This window comes from Peptoniphilus stercorisuis (assembly GCF_017874395.1).
GTDB lineage: Bacteria > Bacillota > Clostridia > Tissierellales > Peptoniphilaceae > Anaerosphaera > Anaerosphaera stercorisuis.
Map to the genome: position 1 here is coordinate 166,732 of NZ_JAGGLJ010000001.1, position 13,491 is coordinate 180,222.

Below are 13,491 nucleotides of genomic sequence, written 5' to 3' on the forward strand. Positions count from 1 at the left end.
AAATGATTTACAAAGAGTTAAGTGATAATGAAAGAGAAAATGTAAATGCCAATATAAAAGATTTTGCAGAAGATGAAAAAACATTAAATTTATTATCTTCAATATTTAAAGTACTTGGAGATCCAACAAGACTTAAAATAATTTATGCATTATCTCAGTCACCACTTTGCGTAACAGATATTTCTAATATGTTAGAGATGAGTCAATCATCAATTTCTCATCAATTAGCATTACTTAGAAATAAAGAACTGATAAAAGTTGACAGAATAGGGAGAAAAGCTATATACTCTCTAGATGATGAGCATGTTATTTCACTTTTTAAAGAAGGATATGAACATGCTGAGCATAAACAAAAAGAATAACCATAGTTTAAGTAGAGTTTTATAGGGGTATATTCAAAAAAGAGGAGGGATATTATAATGAGTAAAGTAGTAGTATACACTTCAAGCACATGTCCTTATTGCACAATGGCTAAGGATTATTTAACAGAAAAAAATGTTGCATTTGAAGAGAAAAATGTTCAAATTGACAAAGAAGCTAGAACAGAACTTATGGCAAAAGGATACACTGGAGTTCCTGTTATAGTTGTAGATGAAGAAGAAATAGTTGGATTTGATAAAGCAAGACTAGATTCACTATTAAATAAATAATTAAAACCCAGCTTATGCTGGGCTTTTTTTTACATAAAAGGTGACTATATGAAAAATAGAGAAATTATCTTATCAAAAGAAAAACCAAGAAATGCAATAGTAAAACTTGCAATTCCCGCTATAATAGCACTTTTAGTAAAGGCTTTTTACAATATAGTAGATACTTTCTATATAGGAATGTTAAATGATGAAATAGCACTTGCAGCAGTAGGTGTTACACTTCCAATAATACTTATATCATCATCAGTAGAAAATATATTTGCATCAGGATCATCAGTACTTGTTGGAAAGTATTTAGGAGAAAATAAAAAAGAAAAATCTAGTGAAATATTATCATCAACTTTTTTAGTATCTATAATAATAGGATTAGTATTTTCTTTAAGTGGAATATTTTTTATGGAAGATATATTAAAAGTATTTGGAGCATCAGAAATAACACTTCCAAAAGCAAAGGAATATGCAATATTTATGTTTTTGTCTATATTAGTAAATGTTCCATCAGAATCCTTAAGTTTTTCACTAAGAGCAGAATCCTCTGTAAAAATAACGACAATAGCAGTTACAATAGGAGCTATTTTAAATATAATACTAGATCCAATATTTATGTTTTCCTTTGGACTAAACCTTGGAATAAAAGGTGCTGCAATGGCAAGTTTAATATCTCAAATAGTGAGTTTTATAATAATATTATGGTATTACCTAAGTAAGAGATCTATTGTAGAATTGGATTTTAAAAATATAAATATAAATTTAGATATGTTAAAAAATATAATAAAAATAGGACTTCCAACAGCAATTATGCAAATCACAATGGCAATTGGAACAGCACTTACAAATATTTCAATTTCAAAACTTAATAATTCCCACTATATTTTGGCATCATATGGAGTAGTTCAAAGATTAATAGTAATAGGATTATTTATAATACTTGGATTTATGCAGGGATATCAACCAGTTATAGCCTATGCAAAGGGTGCAAAAAATAAAGAAAGATTTAAAGAGTCTTATAAATTTACAAAAATTATGACTGTTTTTATTTCCATTGTAATAAGTATATTTTTTATATTATTTGCAAAGCCTTTAATATCATTATTTAACAAAAATGAAATAATATTAGACTATGGAAGTAAAATATTAATATCACAGGTTTTGTTTTATTTTGTATTTGGAATTTCCTATATGCTAACAGTTACATTGCAAGTTATAAATATGCCAAAAGTTGGAATGTTAATTTCCTTTGTAAGACAGGGAATTGTATATCCATTAATCATATTAAATCTTCCAAGAATATTTGGAATAAAAGGGCTTTATTTATCTCAGCCAATAGCAGATTTAATATCTTTAGTAATATTAATATATATAATTAAAAAAATAAATTTAAAAAATAAAATTGCAGATTTTACTTAAAAACTTAGTATATTAAATAAAAATATTAATATAATGAAAATTGTATCTTAATAAATAGAATTGAAAACAATATTAATATATGTTATAATAAATAAGTAAATTTATTATAAATTTGCACATCTTTTAGAACTTCCTTTTTGGAAGTTTATTTTTGTTCACACCTAAAGATCTAATGCAATGAAAATTGTAAGATTGATAGGTGATATTTATGGAAGGTATTATATATAGGCAGATTAGAAAAAGTGACTATGAAGAGATAAAGGACTTAATTAATGTAAGTTTCTTTATAGAAGATTATGTAGAAAATGATAAAGTATTAGATTTAGAATTAGACTGTGAACTGTATGAAGCACTTGTAGAGCAAAGTTATACTTGCATTGCTGAAAAAGATGGAAAAGTAGTTGGCGTATTAATGGGACAAGCTAAGTCAGATTATAGTGTATTTAGACATTTAGACCACTATATTAAATATTATAGTAATTTAATAAAATGGAGAATACTTGCCTTTTTGAAAAAGGATAGACTAGCTGATTCAAAAAAAATAAATGAAACTTATGACTACTTTTTAGAAAATAGTAAAGAAGAATATGATGGAGTATTGTCCTTATTTATAGTTTCAGAAGAAGTAAGAGGATGTGGAATAGGTAAAGAGCTAATTAGAAAATTTAAAAGTTATCTAAATAATGAAGGTGTGGAGAAAATTTATTTATTTACAGATTCATTTTGTAATTATGAATTTTATGATCACTTGGGATTTAAAAGAAAAAATAAAAAAATTATAAATTATCTAAGAAATAATAAAAGAAATAATTTAGATATTTACTTATATAGTTATGAATTATAAAAAGCTTAAAGGTTTAACCTTTAAGCTTTTTTTATCTTAGTATTCCAAATTTGTAATTATTTTCTTTAAAATAGTCAATTACAGCTTGAAGACTATCTGCAGTTAATTGTTTATTTTTTGCATCATGCATTAATACAACTGCAACATCAGAATGTAAGTTTTGATGAAGTGATTTTGATAGATAATTAATTTGTTCTTGAGTATTAGTAGGTCTTACTTCTTTTCTTTCGGCATCGCCTGTAAGACTGTTCCAATCAATCCATTCATAACCGTCTTTTCTTAGTGTTTCATCAGAATTATGAATATTTTCCCAAGACATATGTCCACCTGGATATCTCCAAACCTTACAAGAAAAATCATCTCCAAAGACTTTTTTCATTCTACCTTCTGCAATTCTAGCTTCTTCAATAATTTTATTTTCATTAGCTTTTCTTCCAGGATAAAGTCCTGAATAATCATGGCTAAAGGAATGTATTCCAAGTGCATTTCCATTCATAACAGTTTTTTTAAGAACTGAGTAGTTTTCTGCTACAATATTTTTACCAACTACAAAAAACGTTGCGTGAACATCATTTTTTGATAGTGTATTTAAAATTTGAGGAGTTATTACAGTATTTGGGCCATCATCAAAGGTTAAAAATACTAATTTGTCTTTTCCATTGTATTTTTTTTCTCCTCTAATATAAGATCTAATTTCCTTAGTATCATAGGCATACTCATTAGCAGAAACTAAGTGATTAGTTCCCTTCATAAGTTTTTGTTCAACACCTGTTGCCTTATCAAAAGCCGCAAGCATTTTTTCTTCTTCAGTATGATAATTTATCTTAGAGTGATCAGGTTTTCCATTATTTTGTCTAAAAACTTGCTCTAAATACCAAATAGGAAGTGTTGTTTCATAAGATATTTTCTTTGTTGAATTTCTATTAGAGATGAAATTTGCAAAGATTTTTACAATTATTGTAATAATTACAATAACTAAAACAAAAAACATTATTCTTCTTTTTTTCATCTGTTTTTTTCGAAGCATTATTTTTTTATTTCTTTTTCTTCTTGCAATTTGTTCTTCTCGTGAATAATTATTATTTTTGTTATCTTGGCTCATTCTTTTCCCTCCAAAAAGAGTATAGTAAAAGAATATAACATAAATAGATAATTTTCAACAACAGAAAGGTTAAAAATTTGTTAATAAAATTTAATAAAAAATAAAATGGGAAATTCCCATTTTATTTTAGTAGTTCGTATATATAATATAGTGCATCTTCATGAGTAAGCTCTATATTTGGATTTGCTAAACTATCATTATATAAATTTAGACCATAGGCAATTGCAAAATAGTTTTTATCTTCCTTTGATAATTGCTCTTGATCTTTAAATAAATTATCTCTAAATATATTTTCTAAATTAGAAAGATTTTTGTATCCTGATACATTTACGATTAACTTTATTGCAAAATTATTTTTAGTAATATTGTCTTTTGAATTAAAATCAGATTTGTTTAATTCAAGTTCTGCAGGATATTCATATATATCCTTTATACTTTCTTCACTATAAATAATATTAGAGGAAATAGATTTAACTAAATAGACGAAATCTTTTTCTTTGATTTTTTCCTTTAGATTACTTACTCCAGGAACTCCTATTTTTAAAGTTTTAAGATAGTTTATTTCCTTTGCATATTTAGAATTATCAATATTATCATAAATTATTTGATTTTCTTTTATTAGATTTCCACTAAAGTCTATTTCATCACCATTACTTGAAAGTAGAATTGGTGCAGTATTTTCATTAAAAGTATAGACAAGTTTTGGAGTATTTTTATTATATATATAATATAGTCCAAAATCACCCTTTGAAAAAGCAATATCATGAGCTTTATCTTCAGGTATAAAATCATCTATTTTATTAAAATCTAGATTATTGAAGTTTACACTATAATGACTAATTTCTTTATTTTTATTATTTATTACAATTGAGATATTATTATTTATTACATAATTATTATTTTCAACTCTATTAAAACTAATAGAAGTTGTACTGTCATATAGGTTAATAGAAGGATTTTTCAAATCAATATTATTATTTTTAAAGTGTTTATTTAAAAAGTCCTTTGAAATCTTCATTGCAGTTTTTTCATCAAGTTTATCTTTGTCATCTTCAATTTGAATAAATTTATCATAACTTATTAAATTCAAATCTTTAGCCTCAAAGTAAAATTCTATTTTTGGAGTATTTTCCTTATCGCTATATATTATGCTATATAAATATTTATCTTCACTATTAATTAAGCTATAATCTGAAAAATTTAAACCTTTAGTATTAAAGTTTTTACTAATATAAGATTTATAGTCTGAAATAGGTCTTAGATTTTTGATTTTATCTATTTCTTCTTTTTCAACAGGAGTTAGTTCTACACTTTCATCGGCAGCTTCTTTTTCACTATTTAAAGATATTGGCATAATATTATTTTCAATAATAATTAAATCGCCATTTTTTGCATCTATTGGCATATTTTTATTAATTTGAGAATATACATTTAAAACTGTATTTTTTTCTATATCTTTAATGAAATAAGATAGTTTTAAGCTTTCTTTTTCTTGGAATATTTCTTTAGCTTTTTCAATATTTATAATATTATTTGTTTTTTCAAAGTCTTCTTTTTTTACTATTTTATCAATACTTCTTGAAAAGTTTGAAAGTTCTCCCTTAGTAAGTTCTATTGTAATAGATAAATAATCATTTAAAACAAAGATATCATTAACTTTTCTATTATAAGTAAATCTTGCATAGTTATTTTTAAAATTAATATCAAAATCATCTAAAGAGTATTCTTTTAATAAATTAGAGTCTATTTTATTTAGATAGTCTTTAATAATATTTTCAATTTCATCTTTATTTTTAATTAGAGCTTTATTTTCTTCTAAGTTTAAATATTTATCATAACTAATAATATTATTGTTTTTATCTGTTATTATATTTATATTTTCGCCCTTATTATTAGACCAAGAATAACTATAAAATAGATTTTTTTCAACATTAGTAGAAGTAAAATTAAATTTATCAAAATTATTAGAAATATTAAAAACTTTTTTAAGTCTTAAGACTTCATCTTTATTTGCTTCTACTTGATTGGTATTTTGAGCAAAACTTGGAATTGTAAATATAAATAAAAATAGTAGCGTAAATGACAATAAACGCTTTTTCATAGTATCACCTCTTATATATATGTACCCAAAATAGAAATACTACTATTTAATAAAAATATAATTTAAATTTAAGAAATACTGCTTTAAAAAGTAAACTGAAATTGACAATTTTTTTACAATTTTATATAATCATAGTATATGAATATAGGAGGAATTGTATGAAAAAATCAAAGGTTTTAATTACAACAGCTTTATCATGTGCACTACTTTTATCTGCTTGTGGAAATAAAGAAGCGAATAATAAAAATACTGCAACAAATAATAATGCAGTAGTAGAAAGTACAGAAGAAACAAAGGCTGAAAATGGAGAAATTATACTACACAGAAGTTATCTAGCTCCTCATGGAGACAAATCTTTTGGTAGAATAATAGTAGCAACAAGTGGAGATAAAATTGTAGCTGCAAATATTGATGAATTTCAATTTTTAGATTCAGCTGATGAAAAACTTCCAAATACAGACAAAGAGTTTGGAAAAGGATTTGCTGATGGAAAAGTTCTTGCATCAAAAAGACTTAATAACGAAATGTACAGTAAATTAATGGCTGAAAAGGGTGGAGCAACTAAGACAATTGTAGAAAACTATGAAGCGATTGAAAACTTTGCAGTAGGTAAGACAATTGAAGAAGTTGAAAAAGTTGCAAATGAAGCAAAACCAGGAGAAAAAGTAGATGCAGTATCTGGAGCAACTCTTGCAGACACTGTTGGATATTTAAATGCAATAGTTGAAACAGCAAAAGATGGAAGTCTTGCTACAACAGCAGCTTTTGATGGCAATGTAGAAGATTTAAAAATAGCTCAAACTTACACTGCAAATGGCGAAGAAAAATATGTAACAGATGCAGTAGTATTAAAAGATGGAGATAAAATAGTAGTTGCAAATATTGATGAATTATTCTTTATGGAAAATGGAGTTGGAGTTCCTAATTCTGACAAATCTTTCGGAGAAGGATACAAAGATGCTAAATCTCCATTAGTTTCTAAAAAAGTTAATAATGAAGAATATAGTAAAGCTATGAAAGAATACGGAAAATCAACTAAATCTATGATGGAAAATTACAAGGCAATAGAAGATTTTGCTGCTGGAAAAACAGCTGAAGAAATTAAAAATGTAGTTTCTGAATCAAAAGCAGGAGAACCTATTGATGCAGTTTCTGGAGCAACTCTTGCAGGAACAGGTGCACTTTTAACAGATATCACAGATGCAGCTTTATAATTAAAAGAAAATCAGTACTTAAGTGCTGATTTTTTTGTGCAAAAATTTAAGAAATATATTTAATTAAACAAATATTGTATTTTAAAAGAAAATATATGTCCACTTTTAAGCCTCTCTATGCTATAATATCTAAGATATTGGAGTGTGAAATATATGATTAGTGTTAATAATTTAAGTGTTATATTTCCAGATAAAAAATTATTTGATGATGTAAATTTAATGTTTACACCTGGAAATTGTTATGGAATAATTGGTGCAAATGGTGCGGGAAAATCTACATTTTTAAAAATATTATCAGGTGAAAAGGATCCTTCAACAGGAAATGTTTCTATAGATAAAAATTCAAGACTTAGTAAATTATCTCAAGATCACTATGCCTTTGAAGAAGAGATTGTAATTGATACAGTAATTATGGGAAATAAAAAACTATATGATATTGCTCGTGAAAAAGATGCAATATATATGAAACCAGATTTCTCTGATGAAGATGGTATGAAAGCTGCAGAATTAGAAGCAGAATTTGCTGAAATGAATGGATATGAAGCAGAATCAGAAGCTGCAACACTTCTTCAAGGACTTGGAATAAAAACAGATCTTCATGATAAAAAAATGGCAGATCTTGTAGAATCAGACAAAGTAAAAGTGCTTCTTGCTCAAGCGTTATTTGGAAATCCAGATATTTTACTTCTAGATGAGCCTACAAATGGTATTGACATTAGAGCTGTACTTTGGCTTGAGGATTTCCTTGCAAACTTTGATGGAATTGTAATTATAGTATCCCATGATAGATATTTCTTAAATGAAGTATGTACTCATATGGTTGATATAGACTTTAGTAAAATTACAATGTTTGTAGGAAACTATGATTTCTGGTATGAATCATCACAACTGGCACAAAGAATGGCTAAGGATCAAAATAAGAAAAAAGAAGATAAAATTAAAGAACTTCAAGAATTTATTACAAGATTCTCAGCTAATAAATCAAAATCTAAACAAGCTACAAGTAGAAAGAAACTTCTTGATAAAATCACTCTTGATGATATTAAACCATCTTCAAGAAAATATCCTTTTGTTGGATTTGAATTATCAAGAGAAGTTGGAAATGAAATATTAAATTGTGAAAAATTATCTGCAAAAGATGATGAAGGAAACTATTTAATACAAGATTTATCACTTAGAGTAAATAAAGATGATAAAATTGGATTTATAGGTAGTGAACTTGCAATTACAAAATTCTTTGACATAGTTAATGGCGAAGATGACAATTATGAAGGTGAATTTAAATGGGGACAAACTATAACTAGTTCATATTTCCCTAAAGATAATTCTAAGTATTTTGATGATGTAGATCTTACATTAATTGATTGGTTAAGACAGTATTCAGAAGAACAATCTGAAATTTATCTAAGAGGATTTTTAGGTAAAATGCTATTTAAAGGTGATGCTGCTCTTAAAAAAGCTAATGTTTTATCAGGTGGAGAAAGAGTTAGAATGATGTTTTCTAAAATGATGCTTGAACCTGTAAATGTTTTAACTTTTGACCAACCAACAAATCACTTAGACCTTGAAAGTATTGAAGCTGTAAATAATGGACTTATTAGCTTTAAAGGTAATATTATGTTTACTTCTCAAGACCATCAATTTATTTCATCTATTGCAAATAGAATAATTGAATTTTTCCCAGATGGAACATATAGAGATGTTTCAATGACATATGAAGAATACATTGAAAAATATGTTGTAGAAGACAAATAAGAAATATTTAAAGGCCAAAAGATAAACTTTAGGCCTTTTTTTATGCAAAAAATATAAAAATAATTAAAAATAAAACTTGACAATTAAAAAAATCCTGCCTATAATATTAAAAACAATCAAATAGAAAACTAGTTGAAAAGAAGAGTACCTTTTAGGAAGCTTTTACAGAGAATCTTCATGTGGTGAGAGAAGATAGAGAAAATTAAAGGGGAACATGGTCTTTAATGGTAAATGTCGAAATGTAGATATTTACGGGAGCTCCCGTTATAGAGCTAGAGTATGATAGTACTTGAAGAGTTGTATATTGTGAGGTGTACATAAAATAAGGTGGTAACACGATTATTCGTCCTTTGTATTTTTAATACAAAGGGCTTTTTTTTATGCAAAATTAGTGAAAGTGGGAGAAAAAAATGATAGAACTAAGAAATATTAATGTAGAATTCAATAGAAAAAATGAAAAATTTCATGCAGTAAATAATGTTTCTTTAGAAGTTTGTAAAGGAGATATTTATGGAATAGTTGGATTTTCTGGTGCTGGAAAATCTACACTTGTAAGAACTATAAATTTACTTCAAAAGCCAAGCTCTGGAGAAGTTTTAATAAATAATAAAAATTTAATGGATTTATCAAAAAAAGAATTAAGAGAAGAAAGAAAAAATATAGGAATGATATTTCAACATTTTAATTTAATGAATTCAAGAACAGTTCTTGAAAATGTAATATATCCTTTAAAAAATTCAGAATTATCAAAAAAAGAAATAGAAGATAAGGCAATTAAACTATTAGAACTTGTAGAGATTAAAGAAAAAAGAGATGTATATCCATCAGAATTATCAGGAGGACAAAAGCAAAGAGTTGCAATAGCAAGAGCTCTTGCAAATGATCCAGAGATATTACTTTGTGATGAAGCAACTTCTGCACTAGATCCTCAAATTACAGTTTCCATATTAAAATTACTTAAAAAAGTAAATAAATCTTTGGGAGTTACTATAGTTCTTATAACTCATGAGATGCAAGTTGTAAAAGAGATTTGCAATAAAGTTGCAATAATGGACAAGGGGCAGATTATTGAAAGGGGAAGTTTAGTTGAGATTTTTGCAAAGCCACAAAAAGAATTGACAATTAATTTTATAAATACAGCAAATAATACAATAAATACTTTAGAAAAATTAAAAGATCATTTAGATATTAAAGATTTTAATGAAAATAAAAGACTTGTGAAACTTTCCTATATTGGATCTTCAGCAGAAAAACCCTTAATAGTAAATCTATATGAAAAATTTAAAGTAAGTACAAATATTTTATCAGGAAGTATTGAATACTTAGGAGATACTCCCTTTGGAAATTTAATAGTTATAAATGAAGGTGATTCTGAAAATATAAATAATGCTTATAAGTATTTAGAAGAAGAAAAAACTCTAGTGGAAAGATTAATTTAGGAGGTAATTATGAATTATTTTAAAAATGCAATTGCAATAAAAGAAGAATTTTTAAGTGCAACAATATCCACAATATATATGGTGTTTTTTACAGCAATTATAGCAGGAATAATAGGACTTATTTTAGGAATAATTCTAACAGTAACAGAAAGAGATGGAATTTTAGAAAACAAAATAGTAAATAGTCTATTAGATAAAATAATAAATTTATTTAGATCAATTCCCTTTATTATTCTACTTGCAATACTTGCTCCACTTACAAGAGTAATAGTTGGTACAAGAATTGGAGAAAAAGCTGCAATAGTGCCACTTGTCTTTGGAACTTTTCCATTTTTTGCAAGACAAGTTCAAAATGTGCTTTTAGAAGTAGATAGTGGAATTATAGAAGCAGCAGAAGCTATGGGAAGTAGCGAAATAGAAATAATTACAAGAGTATATTTAAAAGAATCACTGCCATCTTTAATAAGAGTTTGTGCTATTACATTAATAAGTTTAATAGGACTTAGTGCAATGGCAGGAGCAATAGGAGCAGGAGGTCTTGGAAAGCTTGCAATAGCTCAGGGATACAATAGATTTCAAGATGATGTAACATTAGTTTCTATGTTTATTATTTTAATAATAGTATATATAATTCAAGGTATTTCAAATATTTTAATAAAAAAAACAATTCACTAAGGAGAGTATTATGAAAAAATTTAAAAAATTAGCTTTAACATTAATCTTATCAACCTTTGCACTATCACTTGTAGCTTGTGGAAATACTGATAAATCATCTATAAAAATAGGTGTAGTAGGAGAAAAACAAGAAGTATGGGATTATGTAATAGACAAGTTAAAAGATGAAAATATAAATGTAGAACTTGTTAAATTTACAGATTATAATCAGCCAAATGATGCACTTTTATCTAAAGATATTGAACTTAATGCCTTTCAACATCAAATATTTTTAGATAAATTTAATGAAGACAAAAAATCAAATTTAGTGGCAATAGGAAATACAGAACTAGCTCCTCTTGGAATTTATTCTTCAAAAATAAAATCAGTAGATGAAATCAAAAACAATGACAAAATAGCAATACCAGATGATATAACAAATGAAGCAAGATCTTTAGTTCTTCTTCAAAGTGCAGGACTTATAAAAGTTAAAAATGTAGATTTTCCAACATTAAAAGATATAGAAGAAAATAATAAAAACCTAGAGATTATTGAAATGGACGCATCTCAAACAGCAAGATCACTAGATGATGTAGCAGTATCACTTATAAATAATGGAGTGGCAACAGATGCAGGTTTTATTCCAACAGAAGATGCAATATTTTTAGAGCCAGTTGATAAGAATTCAAAACCTTATATAAATATTATAGTTTCAAGATTTGAAGATAAAGACAATGAAATATATAAAAAAATAGTTGAAGTATATCAAGAAGAAGATACAAAAAAAATAATAGAAGAAAGCTCAAAGGGAAGTGCAATACCAGCTTGGGATATTGAGTTTTAGGAGATGATTAAATGATTTTTGAAGATATTATTTTAGATAAAGAGATTTTAGAACTTAAAGATTATGTAGTAAATATTAGAAGGCATTTACATGAAAATCCAGAGCCAAGTTTAAAAGAATATGAAACATCAAAATATATTAAAAATGAACTTAAAAAAATTGGACTTTCCTATGAAGAAATTGGAGAAACTGGAATATTAACAGAAATAAAAGGTGAAAAATCAAAAAGTGATAAAACAATACTTCTTCGTGCAGATATAGATGCATTAGAATTATTTGACAAAAAAGATGTAGATTATGTATCTAAAAATAAGGGAGTCTGCCATGCCTGTGGACATGATGGGCATACAGCTTCACTTCTTTTAGCGACAAAAATATTAAATAGTAAAAAAGATGAATTTTCAGGAAATATAAAAATAATATTTCAACAAGCAGAAGAAATAGGAGCAGGAGCAAGAATATTTGTAAGAGAAAAAGTATTAGATGATGTGGACTTTGCCTTTGGAATTCACTTAAATTCACAAATGCCACTAGGACAAATTGGAATAAATAAAAAAGAAGTAAATGCATCTTGCGATATTTTTAAAATAAAAGTAAAGGGAAAAAGTGCCCATGCAGCAAATCCAGAACAGGGAAATGACTCAGCAATAGCAGTGGCATCAATACTTCTTGAAATTCAAAGCATAATATCAAGACAAAAAAATCCACAAGATATTGCTCTAATATCTATTGGAAAAATAAGTGCAGGAACAAAATACAATATTATAGCATCAAATGGAGAACTGGAGGGGACCTTAAGATGTTTTAATAAAAAAACTAGAAAAGATTTATTAGAAAAAATAGAGCGTATTGCAAAACTTTCTGCAGAAATTCATAACTGTAAAGTAGAGTTTTCAAACTATGACGCAGCATCACCACTTGTAAATGATGAAATATCAGCAGAATTTGTAGAAAATATTGCAAAAGATATAGTTGGAAAAGAAAATATAATAGAAAATAAACCAAGTCTTGGCGCAGAGGACTTTGCAGATTATTTAGAAGTTACAAAGGGATGCTTTGTATATGTTGGAAGTGCAAGCTCAGAAAAAACAAACTTTCCTCATCATAGTGAGTATTTTGACATAGACGAGAGAAGTCTTTTAATATCAGCAATGCTTCATATAAATGTAGCACTTAAATATTTAAATTGAAAAATCAGATAGCTTATTTTGTCTTTTTTAAATAAATTATGCTATAATAGATGAAATGCTATCGTGGCTCAGTAGGTAGAGCGCTACATTGGTAATGTAGAGGTCGGGGGTTCAATTCCCCCCGTTAGCTCCAGTATTACAGAGCTTTTTGTAGATGAAGCGATGCAAAAATTAATATAAAAATATAGAGCTTATTGATACTATGCCCTGTCAAGTACACATCAAATAAAATATTATAGATATTTTAATTTGTATTCTAAGGGAGATAAGTATCCTAAGGCTTTTTGAATA

At 26.5% G+C, this 13,491-nt stretch carries 12 protein-coding genes, 1 tRNA gene and 1 other annotated feature; of the genes, 11 read left to right on the forward strand and 2 right to left on the reverse strand.

The window, feature by feature from the left end:
• The first annotated feature begins 2 nt into the window (after positions 1 to 2).
• The 4 genes from J2Z71_RS00815 (at position 3) to J2Z71_RS00830 (ending at position 2,901) form a co-directional block, all read left to right on the forward strand.
• Positions 3 to 362, forward strand: coding sequence for an ArsR/SmtB family transcription factor (locus J2Z71_RS00815; protein WP_210059950.1), 360 nt, complete (start codon positions 3 to 5; stop codon positions 360 to 362).
• Between the two features lie 57 nt (positions 363 to 419).
• Positions 420 to 650: a glutaredoxin family protein gene (locus J2Z71_RS00820; protein WP_210059951.1), complete on the forward strand. Its 231-nt coding sequence runs from the start codon at positions 420 to 422 to the stop codon at positions 648 to 650.
• Between the two features lie 48 nt (positions 651 to 698).
• Positions 699 to 2,057, forward strand: a complete 1,359-nt coding sequence (locus J2Z71_RS00825; RefSeq protein WP_210059952.1) for an MATE family efflux transporter — start codon at positions 699 to 701, stop codon at positions 2,055 to 2,057.
• 208 nt (positions 2,058 to 2,265) lie between these two features.
• On the forward strand, positions 2,266 to 2,901 hold the full coding sequence (locus J2Z71_RS00830; protein WP_210059953.1) for a GNAT family N-acetyltransferase: 636 nt from the start codon (positions 2,266 to 2,268) through the stop codon (positions 2,899 to 2,901).
• Between the two features lie 31 nt (positions 2,902 to 2,932).
• Here the strand turns inward: J2Z71_RS00830 and J2Z71_RS00835 are convergent, their stop codons facing one another.
• Complete coding sequence (locus tag J2Z71_RS00835; protein WP_210059954.1) at positions 2,933 to 4,003, reverse strand: polysaccharide deacetylase family protein; 1,071 nt, start codon at positions 4,001 to 4,003, stop codon at positions 2,933 to 2,935.
• 121 nt (positions 4,004 to 4,124) lie between these two features.
• Positions 4,125 to 6,104, reverse strand: coding sequence for a YcdB/YcdC domain-containing protein (locus J2Z71_RS00840; protein WP_210059955.1), 1,980 nt, complete (start codon positions 6,102 to 6,104; stop codon positions 4,125 to 4,127).
• A 158-nt stretch (positions 6,105 to 6,262) separates the two neighbouring features.
• Here J2Z71_RS00840 and J2Z71_RS00845 point away from each other — a divergent pair, with 158 nt between their 5' ends.
• The 7 genes from J2Z71_RS00845 to J2Z71_RS00875 all read left to right on the forward strand — a co-directional run bounded on the left by J2Z71_RS00845 (position 6,263) and on the right by J2Z71_RS00875 (position 13,333).
• Positions 6,263 to 7,318 (forward strand): peptidoglycan-binding protein, encoded by a 1,056-nt coding sequence (locus J2Z71_RS00845; protein WP_210059956.1) that lies wholly within the window; start codon positions 6,263 to 6,265, stop codon positions 7,316 to 7,318.
• 153 nt (positions 7,319 to 7,471) lie between these two features.
• A complete protein-coding gene (locus tag J2Z71_RS00850) occupies positions 7,472 to 9,073 on the forward strand; it encodes an ABC-F family ATP-binding cassette domain-containing protein (RefSeq protein ID WP_210059957.1) in 1,602 nt (533 codons plus the stop codon).
• Positions 9,074 to 9,196: 123 nt separating this feature from the next.
• Positions 9,197 to 9,427: a binding site (T-box leader), on the forward strand.
• Between the two features lie 56 nt (positions 9,428 to 9,483).
• Positions 9,484 to 10,512, forward strand: coding sequence for a methionine ABC transporter ATP-binding protein (locus tag J2Z71_RS00855; protein ID WP_210059958.1), 1,029 nt, complete (start codon positions 9,484 to 9,486; stop codon positions 10,510 to 10,512).
• Positions 10,513 to 10,521: 9 nt separating this feature from the next.
• Positions 10,522 to 11,187 (forward strand): methionine ABC transporter permease, encoded by a 666-nt coding sequence (locus J2Z71_RS00860; protein WP_210059959.1) that lies wholly within the window; start codon positions 10,522 to 10,524, stop codon positions 11,185 to 11,187.
• Between the two features lie 10 nt (positions 11,188 to 11,197).
• Complete coding sequence (locus tag J2Z71_RS00865; protein WP_210059960.1) at positions 11,198 to 12,010, forward strand: MetQ/NlpA family ABC transporter substrate-binding protein; 813 nt, start codon at positions 11,198 to 11,200, stop codon at positions 12,008 to 12,010.
• Positions 12,011 to 12,021: 11 nt separating this feature from the next.
• Positions 12,022 to 13,200 (forward strand): M20 metallopeptidase family protein, encoded by a 1,179-nt coding sequence (locus tag J2Z71_RS00870; RefSeq protein ID WP_210059961.1) that lies wholly within the window; start codon positions 12,022 to 12,024, stop codon positions 13,198 to 13,200.
• A gap of 57 nt (positions 13,201 to 13,257) precedes the next feature.
• Positions 13,258 to 13,333 (forward strand) — tRNA-Thr (locus J2Z71_RS00875).
• Positions 13,334 to 13,491 lie beyond the last annotated feature (158 nt).